We start from the raw sequence: 15,074 nt of genomic DNA on the forward strand, positions 1-15,074 counted from the left end.
TCAGCCGAGTGCGCGGGCCAGCTCGCGCCGCAGTGTCGCCTGGAAGGTCTGTACGTGCTGCGGGCTCATCAGGGTGTAGTGCTCGCCGTCGACTTCGATATAGGCGTTGGGGTGCCGGGTGAACTCGTCCCAGTGGCGCAGTTGGTTGTCGAGCCACTCCTGTTTCGAACCGCGCAGCGGGGTGCAGTAGAAGACCCGGACCTGTCCGACCGATCCGGAAGGTTCATAGGTCCGGCCCAGATGCACCATGTTCTGCGCCAGGTGCACCCAGTTGGTGAACCGCTCGAGGGTGAGGTCCAGCTCGGTCAGTCGCCGTTCGGGGGCGTGGTCGATCAGGTACGCCAGCTGGTCGGCCTCGGGCAGCGGGCGGAGCGTGCCGGTGAGTTCCTCGATGTCGGCGTGGTTGATCAGCTCCAGGAACAGCGCGAGGTTGATCGCGCCGTCGGTGAAGGTGATCTCGTTCATACGGTCGGAGATGCGCGGCGGCAGATTGAAGACGCCGACGAAATCGACCCTGTCGCCCTCGGCCTCCAGCCGCTTGGCGATCTCGAACGCGACCGCACCGCCGTAGGAGTATCCGGCCACCGCGTACGGCCCCTCCGGCTGTGCCCGCCGGATCGCAGCCACATAGGTGGAGACCATGTCGGCGAACGACTCGAAGTGGGTCTCGCCCTGTCCGAAGCCTCGTGCCCGCAGCGCGTAGAACGGCCGCTCGCCGGTGAAGTATTTGGCGAGGTTGACGAAGACCAGCACCTCCCCCAGGCCCGGGTGGACGCAGAACAGCGGCGTTCCCTCCCCGGTCACCTGGAGCGGCACCAGCGGGTCGTAGGCGCTGTCCCCCTCGGCGCGCCCGGCGGTCAGCCGAACGGCCAGCGCCCGCACGGTGGGGGCCTGCAGAAGCGTGGACATGGGCACGTCGTCCATGCCGAACCCGGCCTGGATCTGCGACTTGAGCCGCAGCACGTCCAGCGACGTTCCGCCCAGGTCGAAGAAGCTGGCCGTCGCGGGAACCCTGCTGACGTTCAGTACGCGGGCGTAGATGGCGGCCAGCGTCGTCTCGGCGTCCCCCTCCGGCGCCACATGGGCTCCGAGGAACCGGGCGCTGACCTCGTCGGCCCTGCGCGCGGCGGCGCCCAGGCCGCCGTCCTCGACGGCCGCGCGCAGCCGGGAGCGCTGGACCTTGCCGAGGTTGCCGCGCGGGATCTCTTCCGCGGCAAGCGGGAGAATCAGCTGGGGACGGAAGCCCCAGTGCATCACCGTCGAGCTGCGGATCGCCACGATCGCCCGGTAGACGGTCACGTCGTCGGCCAGGTCTCCCGCCGGGGTGAAGGCGATGGCGAGCTGCTCCGAATCGGCCCCGTCCGGCCGGATCGGGAAGGCCGCGACCTGCCCGCGCCGCACCTCGTCCAGCCCGTCCAGGACCGCTTCCAGATCGTGGCTGTAGTAGTTGACCCCGTTGACGATGATGGAGTCCTTGGTGCGGCCTACCAGCGACAGCCGCCCTTCGCTGTCGAGACGGCCCAGATCGCCGGTTCGGAACCACCCGTCGGAGGTGAACGCCTCGGCGGTGGCCCGGTCGTTGCCGAAGTACCCGTCGGTGACCATCGTGCCGCGCAGCTGCACCTCCCCCGGGTCGGTCGCACCGGGCTCGTCGGTGGAGGAGAGCACCTTGCCGCCGCCGTCGACGATCCGGATGCGCAGGCCCCGCACCGGGCGGCCGAGCGGGGGGAACTCGGTGTCCATGTCGCGGGCGGCGAACTCGCGGTTGAAGACGCTTCCCGCGCACGTCTCGGTCATCCCGAACGCGGGCACGATCACGTCGGCGCGCAGCCCGTAGCGGGCGAGCGCGTCCAGGAAGACCCACACGGTTGCGGTCACCGTGGCCTCGCCGCCGGAGATGATGTACCGCACCTGGGAGAGGTCCACCTCCCGGTGCGGCGCCGGTGCCTTGGCGAGGGTTTGGTTGATCTGCCCGAAGAGGAAGTTGGGGGTGAAGGTCAGCCTCACCCGATGTGCCGTCAGCAGGCGGAGGAATTCCAGCGGGTCGGCCAGCACCGTCGCCGGCGTTGCCACCACCTGGTCCGCGCCGTTGACCATCGGCAGCAGGTGCGCCTCGATCGCGGCGATGTGATCGGCCGAGATCCAGTTCATCGTCGTGTCGTCCGGCCCCAAATCCAGCGCTCCCGCTTTCCCCGCCTGGGCGGCCAGCAGGTTGGCATGGGTGAGCCTGACCGCCTTGCTCGACCCGGTGGACCCGGAGGTGAGCATCAGCAGGGCCAGATCGTCCGGCGCGGGCCTGTGGTGCTGCTCGTGCTCGGCCGCGGTCTGGGACAGTTCTTCCGTGGTCACGGTCCGCAGCCCGACATCGGGCAGCTCTCCCCCGACCGCCTTCGGGGCGACCACCAGCGGCTCCCCCAGCAGGGTGCGCAAATGGTCCAGCTGTTCGTAGGCCCGGGAAGAGTCGGCCGGCGGTGTGAACGGGCACGGCACGACACCGCTCAGCACACAGCCCCAGAAGGCACGGACGAAGCTCTCCGGATCGTTGGCGGCGAGCAGCGCCCGGTCGCCCGGAGCGGCGCCGTAGCCGCGCAGTCCTTGCGCGATCCGGCACGCGGATTCCCACAGATCCGCGTACGACAGAAAGGAACCGCCGACGAATGTGACGCCACGAGATCTGTCATGGGCCACGCTCTCCAGAAGCTGCGGGAGTGTCGGAGCGGAATTTTTGTCCTGCATAAGTCGAATACCTCCGATCGGAGCACGACGGATAGCAGTGGCGGACAGCTGTCCGGTCGGACAGCGCGCACGCCGGTGAAGAGCGCAGAAGGGTTGGAACTCCACAGGGCTGCCCCTGGGCATGGATGGTTCGGAGGGAAAGCGAACGCCTTCCGGATTCCTGTGGGCGGCCGGATGTGCTGAGTGTGACCCTGGACTTTGCCGCCCCGGTTCCCCCGGTCGCCCTCAGCCGTCCTCGTTGAAGCGCACGATTTCTTCGATGGTCTTCTGGAGCTTGAGATCGTCCTGGTCGGAGACGAGCGCATGACCGACGCTGCCGTACGGCCCGGGATGCGCGCCGGGCGATCCGTCGTATTTGATGTCGTCGAGCGAGAAGCGCTGTTCGAAGTCCTCTTGCGTCAGTCTCCCGCTACTCGACGGGCGCAGCAGCGCATACCCGTAGTAGCGGTCCGGGGAGGCCGTACCCAGCGGGCCGACCGGTTTCTCACCGAGCGCAAGGCCGATTTCGACATCGAAGAGGTCCACCCCGTAGGTCAGCTCATTGGCCTGCGGGGAGAGCCCGCCGGGAAGACGGATCGCGCACTCGCCGAAAGTCAGGCCGGTTTCCTCCCTGAAGGCTTCCAGGTGGAACACGCAATCGGGCGCTTCCAGATGTCCCAGTACCTGCCCGGCGAGGGTCTCCAGCTGCTGGGAGAGTGCGGCATGCCGCTTCTTGTCCACGAGGTGCGCTGCCAGAATGCCGCCCTGTGCGGCGCTGACCGGTGAGGCGTGGTAGCGGGACACGGAAGACCACTGAAGGCCGCCGTCGGCCCAGATGCCGTCCAGGTAGACCTCAGGCGCTGCCACGAAGGACTCGGCGACGATTGCGACATCCGACTGCCCGGGGAGCTGGTCCAGGGCCTTTGCGTACGCTTCGGGTGAGCGGACGATATTGGTGCGCAGGGAGCCTGCCCCGGCCGCCGGCTTGACGACGAAGACGTCGCCCAGATCGTCGACGAGGTCCGCGTAGACGGTGTCCTTCGTCGCATAGCGGCAGCGTGCTCGCTCTACCTGCGGCGGAAGGCCGCTCTTTTGGAGGTACTTGTCCCGGAAGGAGAGGACCCTTCTTGGGTCTGCATGCCCGGGAAGGTTCAGCTGCTGCCGCAGAAAGGCAGCCCCGAAAACGCCCATCTCGTGAACGGAGAGCGCCCCTGCCACGTCTTTCAGTTCTGCGGCCAGCACTGCCCGTAACACTTCCTGAGCGTTCTCCATATCACCGACGCAGCTGAAGCTCCGCTTTTCCAGCGCGCTCACAGGCGTCGGCACGATGTAGTACGGATCCAGGTCTCTGCGCCGGATTGCCCGGTCGAGATCAGGCCGGTATCCGATGACGATCATTGTCGGCATTCCGTCTCCCCGTATTGCAGCCGGTCACAGCTTTCAGGAAGTCACTTGGCGCACTGCCACCCGGATCGCAGACGTGCGCCCCGCACACTGGACAAGTGACTCCCTGAGAGATTGTTTCCGCACACCCAGAACCCCCGTCGAATGTCTGGCGACCAGTAATCCCCGTTCAAGGCCGACACCGTCACATCGTGTCACACGGCATCCCAGGATGTGGATATGCGTGTACATGATCTTTTGGCGAATTCGACGTGACATAGATCACAGAGAATGTTTGCAGTAAAGGTGCATGGATTTGCGCGCAAGGTATCGCTCGGAGCAACGTCCACCACGCCGACCATAAGCGGATAACCGATCGTGAAGCGCGGAGCACAAATAGTCACAGCAGATGCGTGTACTGCAAATGCACCGGTGCGGCAAACCCATGGAGGCCGTCGGAGGCCCCCGGGGGAACGGGGAAGCGGGACAGTGAGCTCTTTCCATCCTCACCCTGAGCTGGCCAGATGAAGGGTGAGGACGGCCTGGACGGGGCTGGTGACCCGGGTGGTCGAGCATCGCAGTTGAGGAGGAGTCGCCAGGATTTGAGGGTGGCGACGGCCTTCTCGACGAGGGCCCGGATCTTCGCGTGGGATCGGTTGACCGCTTGTTGGCGGAGAGGGTCTCCCACCGTCCCCGGCACGGGATGAGCACGTGAAGCCTCTGGTGGAGACGGTTCTCTTGGTCGAAAACCCATCTACCAGGGGCTTCACCACGTTCTCAGTCCAACTGCCCGACGTCGGAACCAGGTTGGAAAAGACTCACTGGAGGACTAAGCGACGCCGCCCCGACCGGGCACGGCGAGCCCCCGGAACGCCGGTCACCGCCGCCCCGCCGGAAACGACCCCCAGGCGGCAGCAGACGGAGAAACGGCGACCGGGCAACGCGCTGCCGACCGCCGCACGGCTCGATGTGCCGACCGTCCGCCGCCCCAGTCGGGACCTCGCCGCTCTCAGGGAGGTGTGGGCCCGTGGTGCCACTGTACGGGGGAATCTGGCCTGTCAACCCGGGCGGCGAGTCGGCGCCCGGGTAGACACCCGTACATGTGACCTGTCCATTCACCGGGAGCACGAGTGCGACGCATTCTTGTCATCGACGGCCATCCAGACGCCGGAAGTTACTGCGCCGCGCTGGCGCTCGCCTACGGGGACGGCGCCACGGCGGGCGGCCACGAGGTCCGCCGTCTGACCGTGAGAGAGATGCGGTTCGATCCGATTCTCCACGGCGGTTTCACCGACCCCCAGCCGTTGGAACCGGATCTCGTCGAGGCGCGGGCCGCCGTCCGCTGGTGCGAGCATCTCGTGATCGTGACCCCCTGCTGGTGGTGGCACGTTCCGGCGCTGCTGAAGGGATTCATCGATCGGCTCTTCCTGCCAGGCGTCGGGGTGGACTACCTGAAGTGGCCGCCCTACATCCGCAAACTCCTGAAAGGACGCTCGGCGCGGGTGATCTACACGCAGAACTCCCCACAGCTGGTGGCGTTCCTGGCACGGGAGGATCTGTTCTGGCGGAACATGCGCAGGGCCTTTCTCCGCCACTGCGGGTTCCGTCCGGTCCGGCGCACCCTGCTCGCCAATATGCGGTCGGCGACGCAGGAGCAACGTGAACGGTGGCTGCGAGAGGTCCGCTGCTTGGGGCTCGAAGGGGCGTAGCCGGCGGCCCGGTTCCCCGTGCCGGCACCCGGCCGCCCGACCGGGCGGACAGGTGTACCGGGGCGGCCGTGCAGCGCCCGTCGACCCGCCTTTGTCCTCATTGCAGTTGCACGGCCCGCGCCGCGGGCGAACCCTGGCGGTATGGCAGAGGTTCTCGCATATGTCGCCGCCGGACTGGTCCTGCTGTGGGGTGTCTCGCACGCGATCCCGACCAGGGGCGTCGTCGCGGGCTACGGGGAGTTGACCGCCGACAACCGCCGGATCCTGGTCCAGGAGTGGCTGGCCGAGGCGGTGACCATGTTCTCTCTCGCTACGCTGGTCATCGTGGTGACGGCCGTGGGTGCCGGGACAAGCGCCACCGAGTGGGCATACCGCGTCGTTGCGGGAGCGCTGGTGGTCCTGGCGGTGCTGACGGCTCTTACCGGCGCCCGCACGAGAATCGTGTGGTTCAAGATCTGTCCGGTGCTGCTGTCCGCCTCCGCGGCTCTGCTGCTGGTTGCCAGCGTCATCTGAATCGCGGTCCGTACGGTCTCCTCACTCCCTGGTGTGTTCGCTCACCGAACAGTGAAGCGCCGGGGCGGGTGGCTCCCCTCGCTCGAAATACGCGACTGGCAGGTCGGCAGGCGGTCAACCGATCCCACGCGAAGATCCAGGCCCTCGTCGAGAAGGCCGTCGCCACCCTGAAGTCCTGGCGGCTCCTCCGCAAACTGCGCTGCTCGACCACCCGGATCACCAGCCTTGTCCAAGCCTTCCTCACCCTTCATCTGGCCAGACCAGGGTGAGGATGGAACAAGCTCAGTGATCACCGGTCAGGACCCAGGTGCGCGTCCAGGGCCGCCCCGACGAGTCCGGCGAGGCGGTCCGTGTTCGACGGATCGGTGCCCAGCATCAGGGGCAGGCTGCGCCACGCCCAAAGTTGGGCGATGCCGTGCACATTCCCCCACAGCGCTGCCGTCGCCGTCGCGGGGTCGTCGACCGGGCCGGCGCTGTCGGCCACCTTGCCGGAACGGTTCGCGGCCCCGCCGGCGCTGTCGGCCGCCCGCTGCGCGTCGGCGGTCCGCTGTTCCCGGTGCTCGGCGACCAGTGCGACCATCTCCCGGAACAGCGGGAGTGTCGTATCGCGCAGCCGGGGCCCGTCGACGCCCTGTTCCTCGCTGTTGAGCAGATCGTGGCGGAACATCAGCTCGAACATGGCGCGGTTCTCGACAGCGAACCGCGCATAGGCCATGGCGAGGGCCGCCAACCGCTCGCGAGGCCCTGCGGCAGACCCGGCGGAGCTGTCCGCTGCGGCGAACCGCTCCCTGAGATCGGCATAACCCCGGTGGGCGATGGCGCTGAGCAGGGCCTGGTGGGTCGGGAAGTGACGGCGCGGCGCTCCGTGCGAGACGCCTGCCCTGCGGGCGATCTCCCGCAGCCCCAGCGCGGCGGTCCCTTCGGTGGTGACCAGTTCCACTCCGACGTCGACCAGCCGCTCCCGGAGCGAGTTCTCGGTTTCCATGCGCACTGCCTACCACCCGGCAGTAGACAGCGCCTACTTGGAGGCGGCACGCATCGTCGTGACGAATTCGTCACCCTCGGTGACAGAATGGGCTGTACGCTCCCGCCCGTGACCGTCGCTCGCATGCTCACGGCTGCCCGATTTAGTCTGGTATTACCTTCTTGGGATGGATTGGTGGCGTCATGCAAGCTGCGATAACTGTCATCGTCCTCGTGGGCCTGCTGGCAGTGATGGGTGCCCTGTCAGCGATTCGCGTCGTCAAACAGTACGAACGCGGTGTCGTGCTGCGCCTCGGACGTCTGCACCGGGACATACGCGGTCCCGGACTGACTCTGATCGTTCCTGTGATCGACCGACTCCGCAAAGTGAACATGCAGATCGTCACCATGCCTGTCCCGGCCCAGGAGGGCATCACCAGGGACAACGTGACGGTACGCGTGGACGCGGTCGTCTACTTCAAGGTGGTGAAACCGGCCGACGCGGTGATCCGGGTCGAGAACTACCAGTTCGCCGTCTCCCAGATGGCCCAGACCTCCCTGCGGTCGATCATCGGGAAGAGCGACCTGGACGACCTGCTCTCCAACCGCGAGAAGCTCAACCAGGGCCTGGAGCTGATGATCGACAGCCCAGCGGTCGACTGGGGAGTGCAGATCGACCGGGTGGAGATCAAGGACGTGTCGCTGCCGGACACCATGAAGCGGTCCATGGCCCGCCAGGCCGAGGCCCATCGTGAGCGCCGTGCGCGGGTGATCAACGCCGACGCGGAGCTCCAGGCGTCCAAGCGGCTCGCGGAAGCGGCTCAGCAGATGTCCGTCCAGCCGGCGGCCCTGCAACTGCGGCTGCTCCAGACCATCACGGCCGTCGCCGCCGAGAAGAACTCGACCCTCGTACTCCCCTTCCCGGTCGAACTGCTGCGCTTCCTGGAGCGTGCGCAACAGCCCGAAGAGGACGCGGAGACGGACGCGGAGGCAGGCACCGAGCCGGCGGCCCTGGGAGAGACCGACCGCGAGGCCGAGGAGGACACGCGGCGCGGCAGCGAGGAACGCCTCGGGCTCAGGAGCGAGCTCGGGAAGGAAGAGGAAGAGATAGCGGCAACGTTCCGGCCCGCCGAACGGGAGCGACGTACGGAGAGGGCCCGGGCGGCGGAGGCTGCGGCCAAGGCCGAGGCCGGCGCCCGGTTCACCGGCCCGCTGCCGCCTGACCCGGCCGCGCCGCTGCGCGATCCGGCCATGGTGCTTCCGGAATTGCAGGTGACCGGCCTTCCCACAGCCGAGGACCTCGCCCAGGAACGCTACGAGCCCTCCGACGAGAGCCGCTCCGAGGAGGACTCCTCACACCGGGGCCGCGGCGGCAAGCGCAGGCACCACGGCAAGGCGGCCTGACCGGCGGCGGGTAACCTCACACGGCTCCCCCTGTCCACCGCAGCAGTCGGTCTGCCGAGAATGTGTTGACGATCCGCTCGGCCGGGATTCCGCACTCGGCCGCACGCAGACAGCCGCCAGGCTGCCAGTCGAGCTGGCCGGGGGCGTGCGCGTCGGTGTTGACGGCGAAGCGGACGCCCGCATCGAGAGCCTGCCGCAGCAGACGGCGAGGCGGATCGCTGCGTTCGGGACGGCAGTTGATCTCCACTGCCGCTCCGGACTCCGCGCACGCGGCGAAGACCTCCCCCGCGTCGAACTCCGACTCCGGCCGTCCTCGCCCCGACAGCAGCCGTCCCGTGCAGTGCCCCAGGATGTCGACGAGAGGGCTGCCCGCTGCCCGGACCATGCGCCGGGTCATCTCTTCCCTGGGCATCCGCAGTTTCGAGTGCACCGAGGCCACCACCACATCGAGGCGGCCAAGCAACTCCTCATCCTGGTCGAGGCTGCCGTCCTCCAGGATGTCGCACTCGATACCCGTCAGGAGCCGGAAAGGCGCCAACCGCTCGCTGACCTGAGCGACCACATCCAACTGCGCGCGCAGCCGGTCGGCCGACAGGCCCCGCGCGATGGTCAGCCGCGGCGAATGATCCGTGAGCACGGCCCACTCGTGGCCGATCGCCTTCGCCGTCGCAGCCATCTCCTCGATGGAGCTGCCGCCGTCGGACCAGTCCGAATGCAGATGGCAGTCCCCCCGCAGCGCGGCCCGCAACGTCCGGGCCGCCTCGGGCAGCGGGGTCTCCCGCTCCGCTTCGGCCTCCAGCTTCGCCAGGTAGCTCGGTACGTTGCCTTCCAGTGCCTCAGCGGCCACCTGCGCGGTCTTGGGCCCCACGCCCTTCAGCGATTCCAGTGAGCCTGCCGCCACCCGCGCGGCGATCTCACCCTCGGGCAGCCCGGCCAGCACCTGCGCGGCGGTACGGAAGGCCCGCACCCGGTACGTCGGCGCCTGAGTGCGCTCCAGCAGAAAGGCGATCCGCTCCAACGCCGCGCGCGGCTCCACAACCCGCTCCTCTCCGCCGTTCTCGCGACCGGCCCCTGCGGTCGGCCCCCATGGCTGACCCGCACGACCGGCCCGCACGACCGGCGCACACCGGCCCACGGGACCGACCGAAGCAGAGGCTACGCGGCGACCTCGCGCCCGGGCTCCGGTGGCGAGGGCGTGTTGAGCGGCTCTCCCGATCGGCCTCAGCGGACCGGCGCGCCGCCCGCGGTGGTGAGCGTGTGCGCGCCCAGGCCCAGGGTCCTCTCCGTCGGGTCGGCGGCAGCCGAAGCCGGTGCCCGTATCTGCCCGTATCTGCCCGTTCACACACAAGCCTTGACGATGGTCCAGACCTTCGGCACGGTGCTGTGCCGTGAGAGCGCTCACCCACCCCCCACTCCAAAGGAGCGCATCGTCATGTTCCGTACGGGCATCTTCCGTACCGGCAGAGGACACCACAGGCTCGGCATCCTTCCGGCGGCCGCCGCGATGATGACGGCGCTGGGTGTGCTGGCGCTGCCGACGGCCCAGGCCGACGAAGCCCCGGCGCAACAGCACACCCAGTCCGCCGAGGACACGCAGGTCGCGCAGGAGGTGTGGCGGACCGACTTCGACGGCGCCGCCGGTTCCCTCCCCTCCGGGGACGACTGGATCATCGACACCGGCCACGGCTACCCCGGCGGCCCGCCCAACTGGGGCACCGGCGAAGTGCAGTCGTACACCGACAGCCCCGAGAACCTGCAACTCGACGGCGAGGGCCATCTCAAGATCACCGCTCTCAAGAAGGGCGACTCGTGGACCTCGGCCCGTATCGAGACCCGGCGCACGGACTTCGCGGCGCCCGAAGGCGGCAAGCTGCGCATCTCCGCGAGCCTGAGACTGCCCCAGGTCTCCGGTGACGGGGCGCTGGGCTACTGGCCGGCCTTCTGGACGCTGGGTGCCGACTACCGCGGCAACTACCAGAACTGGCCCGGCATAGGCGAGTTCGACATCATGGAGAACGTCAACGGCCAGAGCGCCGCGCACGGCGTTCTGCACTGCGGCGTCAACCCGGGCGGGCCCTGCAACGAGACCCAGGGCCTCGGCAACAGCGCCACATGCGGCGACTCCTGCCAGGGCGGCTTCCACGAGTACGCCCTCGAACTCGACCGCACCGGTGCTACCGAGGAACTGCGCTGGTACCAGGACGGCCGGCTCTTCCACACCGTGCGGGAATCCGACATGGACGCCGCCACCTGGCAGAAGGCCACAGATCACGGCCACTTCATCCTGCTGAACCTGGCGATGGGGGGCGCGTTCCCCGACGGCGCGGCCGGCCACGCGACGCCCACCGCGGCCACCGCCTCCGGGGGCTCGCTCCTCGTCGACCACGTCGCCGTCGAGGTCACCCCGCCCGCCGCACGCTAGGCACCGGCGCGGCAGGGCCCGGTACGGCTCCCGTCCCCAACTCCCGCCCGGCCGGGCGCGGGAGCCGTCCGGGCACGAGAGCCGTCCGGGCGCGCCGGAGAGAGCGTCACCCGGCCGCCCCCGTCCCGGGCGCGATCTCTATGCTGGCGACATGGTGGACATACCTCTTTCGGCGCTGGAAGTCGCGGTGGTCCAGACGGACACCGCGGCGGTGGAGACGCTGCGGGACACCGCGGCCTTCGCCCAGGACCTCGAACGCCTGGGCTACCACCGGATCTGGTACGCCGAGCACCACCACTCGCCCGCGATCGGCGCGTTTCCACCAGTCGTGCTGATCGCACACACGGCCGCCTCGACGCGTTCCGTCCGTCTCGGTTCAGGCGGGGTCCTGGCCCCCCACCACGCGCCGCTGCTGCTGGCCGAACAGTTCGCGACGCTGGCCGCCCTGCACCCCGGCCGGGTCGACCTGGGCATCGGCCGCGGCCCCGGCACCTTCGACGAGGCCATCGCACGGGCGCTGCGCCGTGGAGCCGATCCGGTGACGGATACGGAGTACCGGGACGATATCGCCGAGACTCTCGCCCATCTGAGGGACGACCAGGTCGCGCTCGGCCCCCTGCCGGAGCCCTGGCTGCTGGCCTCCAGCACCGCAGGTGCCGCTCTCGCCGCTGAGCTGGGCCTGCCGGTCGCCGTCGCGCACCACATCCGCCCCGACAACACCCAGGCGGTCCTGGAACGTTACCGAGCGGCATTCACCCCCTCACGCTGGTGCGAACACCCCCGGGTGCTGGTGTGCGTGGAGACCGTGTGCGCCGGAACGGAGGAGGAAGCCGCCCGGCTGGCCGGGCCGATGGACGTCGTCAAGGCAGGGCTTCTCAAAGGAGCGAGTGAGGAGCCCTTCCCGACGCCCGCGCAGGCAGCCGCCCACCGCTTCACACCGCAGGAGGAACAGGCGCTGGCCGGCTTCCGGGCCCAGCAGGCACGGGGCACAGCCGCGACCGTCGTGCGCCGGCTGAGGGAACTGGCCGCAGCGACCGGAGCGGACGAACTGATGCTGACCACGCCGGTCTACGACCTCCAGCACCGCCTCGCCTCCTACGAACTGGTCAAGAAGCAGTACGAGGCCACGGCAGCGGCGTAAGGCGTCTCGGGTCCGCGCCCGCGACAGCGCGGACATGTACGGCAACGTCTCGTGCCGCAACGGGTGACGGGTCGAACGCCAAGGTCGTCGGCAACACCGACAGCTCCAACCCGTTCTGGCCCGGCTCGAACGGGTCCCCCGAAGGCCCGCTCCGGCCCGGTCTTCTCCACGTCTTCCCCCTGTCTTCCCCTCCGGTCCGGCCGGAGGGGAAGACAGGGCCCGGCGATGTGACCTCAGGAGCCCTTGAGTGTGTACTTGCAGCCGTGTGAGCTCTTGCCGCCCGCGTTCTTGTCCACCGTCTTGCCGTCCACCTCGATGGCACACGGCGGAAAGACGAAGGTCCCGCTGGTCCCCTTCACCGCCTGCGGAGTGACATACAACTGCACGCCCTTCTTCAGTTCGGCCCCTTCGAGAGTCACCTTGGCCGTCTTCTTCCAGGGCAGTGTCGCCGAATCGAATTCGCTGCTGCCCGCCGCCCATCCGATCTGCGAGGAGCCCGTGCCCTGAACCTTCAGGGTCACCTCATGGGTCTCGGGCGGCCCCCACTTCGGTTTCTCCGCCGAGTCCGGCTTGTCAGCGCTCTGCGCCTTTGCGCCGGAGTCACCGCCGCTTCCGGAGTCGCCGCCACAGCCGCTCACCAGAACACCGATCATGACCAAGGCCGCTGCCGAGACTGTCCTGCGCACGTTCTTCTCCTCTGCGTCGACGGGCAAGTACTCCCAGGGCTCGTTCCATGAGCCTAGTGGGGCGGAAGGTTGTCAGTGGGCATAATGAGCCGGGAGAGAGGGACCCGACCACTCCATTCTCGAAACGGCATATGCCCGGTGTCCGGCGGCCTTCCCCAACCGGCGCCTTCAGGGCCCGCTGCCCCGCTCTTCCCCGCCGCTCACCGAGCCGATGAGTCACCGCTGTCGGACGAACGTACGGTACCCGTCAGCCAATTCCGCACATGGTGACCGAACAGCGGGCCACCAAAAACAACGAAACCCACCCCGATGAGCCAGGACTGCACAATGAGCAGCGTTCCGGCAGCACCGTAGGAGTTCCTGCTGCTGATGATCAGGGGCGAGAAGACGAAGTAGGAGAAGATTCTGAGCCCCGTCAGCCCGAGCATGGTGGCCACCGCTCCCGGAAGCAGACACCGCCAGGAAACCCGACCGGTGAGCAGGAAGTGCTGACTCCACCAGAAGAAGAGCATTCCCGTCAGAAGCGTCAGTACCACCCTTGCCACACTTCTGGCCACACCGGGCTGCAGCGCGTCCTCGCTCTCGACCTCCGCGAAGAGATATCCCGTCAGAACGGCGAGCCACACCACTTGGCGCCATACCTTGTGCGGCGTACGGCTCGGCGGAAGGCCCCAGATCTTCTCGTAACCGGTCTGGACACTCGCGGCGAAAGTCACCCCGAAGAGCGCGAGGAGGACGGCGCTCAGCACGCTGGTGGTATTGATCACCTGGCGCGGCGGAGAGAACAGATCGCGCACATTGTCCGCCGCCGAGGGATTTTCCAGGCCCATTCCGTTGACGATCCACTCGTCGAAACCGGCGCGTTTGACCGGATCCAGCGCAGCGACCACGATCAGCAGCGGCACCAGGGCCACAAAGGCGAGTACCGCGAAACTCATGGCTCTGCGCAGGAGCTCGAACTCGGCACCGTGCTGCCACACCCGCCCGCCCGGGGACTTCGCCACACGGTGCCCGAGGCTCGCCCAACGACGATGCACCCCACGTCCTCCCAGCGGACCGAGCGGCGGAGACCGGCCGCCCCGCGTTCCGGTCCGGATTCCGATCCGCGTATTCCGGCGTGCGCATTCCGGCTTCCCCGGCCCCGGCCCGCTCTCCTGAATACCCGCCCCATTTCAGGCCGGGTCCGCGTTTCCTGCCCCGAGTACGCGGGCCCGGCCTCTTCGCTCAGTATCACAATAGAAACAGCGGTAAATCCGCAGCCGCACCGAGGCAAACAGGTGACTGCTCATACCGCGTGAGCCCGCGATCCGGAGCCGGCCTCTCGGGCGACGCCCCCCGCAGCGGTGTTTCGAGCGGCCTGGATCGCCGCGGCGTCGGAGCCCTTGCCCTCGTCGTTGGGGATCTCGGTGCTGGACCCGTCGGACTCGCCGGGCGGCTTCATCCACACATCGCGGGTCCGGCCACCCCGGCCGGTCCGGCCCCCCCTCCCGCCCCGCCGCCATCTGCAGGCGCCCTTCAGCCAGCAAGTCCGCCGGCTCATAGTCGAGTCATGAGCGTCTCATCGGATCACTCCCAGGGCCGGGGCAACGAGCCGGCCGCCTCCCGCACCCGTGCCCCGTTCGGGACACGCGAGGCAGCGGCCGCCGTGCTGACCGCCACCGTCGCGCTGTACATCGCACTTGTCGCGTTCGGCAACATCACGGACTTCGACACCAACCGGCAGTTCGTACGCCATGTGCTGGCGATGGACACCACCTTCCGGGACGAGGACCTGATGTGGCGCGCGATCACCTCGCGGGCGTGGCAGGACGCGGCCTACGTCGCGATCATCGTCTGGGAGACCGCGGCAGCTCTCGTGCTGATCGCCGCGACCTGGCTGTGGCTGCGCCGCGACTCGCGGCGAGCGCGCACCGTCTCGAGCGCCGGCCTGCTGATGCTTCTGCTGCTGTTCGGCGCGGGGTTCATCGCCATCGGTGGCGAGTGGTTCGCCATGTGGCAGTCGGAGAAGTGGAACGGCCTGGAGGCCGCCACCCGCGTCGTCCTGCTGAGCGGGGTGGCACTCCTGACGGTGCACACCACGGACCGCCGCTAGGGTGTTTCCGGCCTGGTTCCGCGGAGGGGGCACCCCCAGGCGCCCT

Annotated in this window: 12 protein-coding genes and 2 pseudogenes; 7 read left to right on the forward strand and 7 right to left on the reverse strand. The window is 68.4% G+C overall.

All coding sequences use genetic code 11. The features are described from left to right. From JW592_RS01250 to JW592_RS01260, 3 genes and pseudogenes are all read right to left on the reverse strand, one after another. Complete coding sequence (locus JW592_RS01250; RefSeq protein WP_209262922.1) at positions 1 to 2,736, reverse strand: alpha/beta fold hydrolase; 2,736 nt, start codon at positions 2,734 to 2,736, stop codon at positions 1 to 3. Between the two features lie 225 nt (positions 2,737 to 2,961). After that, positions 2,962 to 4,122: an ATP-grasp domain-containing protein gene (locus JW592_RS01255; protein WP_209262923.1), complete on the reverse strand. Its 1,161-nt coding sequence runs from the start codon at positions 4,120 to 4,122 to the stop codon at positions 2,962 to 2,964. A 482-nt stretch (positions 4,123 to 4,604) separates the two neighbouring features. Further along, a pseudogene (locus JW592_RS01260) lies at positions 4,605 to 4,809 on the reverse strand (IS5/IS1182 family transposase); the annotation flags it as partial. Positions 4,810 to 5,228: 419 nt separating this feature from the next. Between JW592_RS01260 and JW592_RS01265 the strand changes: the two are divergent. The 3 genes and pseudogenes from JW592_RS01265 to JW592_RS01275 all read left to right on the forward strand — a co-directional run. Next, positions 5,229 to 5,807, forward strand: a complete 579-nt coding sequence (locus tag JW592_RS01265) for an NAD(P)H-dependent oxidoreductase (RefSeq protein ID WP_209262924.1) — start codon at positions 5,229 to 5,231, stop codon at positions 5,805 to 5,807. Positions 5,808 to 5,948: 141 nt separating this feature from the next. Beyond that, positions 5,949 to 6,320: a hypothetical protein gene (locus JW592_RS01270; RefSeq protein WP_209262925.1), complete on the forward strand. Its 372-nt coding sequence runs from the start codon at positions 5,949 to 5,951 to the stop codon at positions 6,318 to 6,320. Between the two features lie 86 nt (positions 6,321 to 6,406). Further along, positions 6,407 to 6,589: pseudogene (locus tag JW592_RS01275) on the forward strand (IS5/IS1182 family transposase); the annotation flags it as partial. A 20-nt stretch (positions 6,590 to 6,609) separates the two neighbouring features. On the opposite strand, the gene JW592_RS01280 reads toward JW592_RS01275, so the two are convergent. Continuing rightward, a complete protein-coding gene (locus JW592_RS01280; protein WP_209262926.1) occupies positions 6,610 to 7,305 on the reverse strand; it encodes a TetR/AcrR family transcriptional regulator in 696 nt (231 codons plus the stop codon). A 182-nt stretch (positions 7,306 to 7,487) separates the two neighbouring features. On the opposite strand from JW592_RS01280, the gene JW592_RS01285 reads away from it, so the two are divergent. Continuing rightward, positions 7,488 to 8,687 carry a slipin family protein gene (locus JW592_RS01285; RefSeq protein WP_209262927.1) on the forward strand — a complete coding sequence of 400 codons (1,200 nt, stop codon included), beginning with the start codon at positions 7,488 to 7,490 and terminating at the stop codon, positions 8,685 to 8,687. A 16-nt stretch (positions 8,688 to 8,703) separates the two neighbouring features. Here the strand turns inward: JW592_RS01285 and JW592_RS01290 are convergent, their stop codons facing one another. Then, positions 8,704 to 9,723: a PHP domain-containing protein gene (locus JW592_RS01290; RefSeq protein ID WP_209262928.1), complete on the reverse strand. Its 1,020-nt coding sequence runs from the start codon at positions 9,721 to 9,723 to the stop codon at positions 8,704 to 8,706. A 396-nt stretch (positions 9,724 to 10,119) separates the two neighbouring features. Between JW592_RS01290 and JW592_RS01295 the strand changes: the two genes are divergently transcribed. Together JW592_RS01295 and JW592_RS01300 are read left to right on the forward strand one after the other, a co-directional pair. Further along, the gene (locus JW592_RS01295; protein WP_209262929.1) at positions 10,120 to 11,109 is read left to right on the forward strand and encodes a glycoside hydrolase family 16 protein; all 990 of its coding nucleotides are present in this window, start codon (positions 10,120 to 10,122) and stop codon (positions 11,107 to 11,109) included. 151 nt (positions 11,110 to 11,260) lie between these two features. Beyond that, on the forward strand, positions 11,261 to 12,250 hold the full coding sequence (locus JW592_RS01300; protein WP_209262930.1) for an MsnO8 family LLM class oxidoreductase: 990 nt from the start codon (positions 11,261 to 11,263) through the stop codon (positions 12,248 to 12,250). A 233-nt stretch (positions 12,251 to 12,483) separates the two neighbouring features. Here the strand turns inward: JW592_RS01300 and JW592_RS01305 are convergent, their stop codons facing one another. Together JW592_RS01305 and JW592_RS01310 are read right to left on the reverse strand one after the other, a co-directional pair. Beyond that, on the reverse strand, positions 12,484 to 12,936 hold the full coding sequence (locus JW592_RS01305; RefSeq protein WP_209262931.1) for a hypothetical protein: 453 nt from the start codon (positions 12,934 to 12,936) through the stop codon (positions 12,484 to 12,486). Positions 12,937 to 13,136: 200 nt separating this feature from the next. Continuing rightward, positions 13,137 to 13,940 (reverse strand): YhjD/YihY/BrkB family envelope integrity protein, encoded by an 804-nt coding sequence (locus tag JW592_RS01310; protein WP_307805252.1) that lies wholly within the window; start codon positions 13,938 to 13,940, stop codon positions 13,137 to 13,139. Positions 13,941 to 14,485: 545 nt separating this feature from the next. On the opposite strand from JW592_RS01310, the gene JW592_RS01315 reads away from it, so the two are divergent. Then, entirely contained in the window at positions 14,486 to 15,028 is a 543-nt protein-coding gene (locus JW592_RS01315) for a DUF2165 domain-containing protein (RefSeq protein ID WP_209262932.1), read from the forward strand. Positions 15,029 to 15,074: the final 46 nt, after the last annotated feature.

The organism is Streptomyces spirodelae (assembly GCF_017676385.1).
Classification (GTDB): Bacteria; Actinomycetota; Actinomycetes; order Streptomycetales; family Streptomycetaceae; genus Streptomyces; species Streptomyces spirodelae.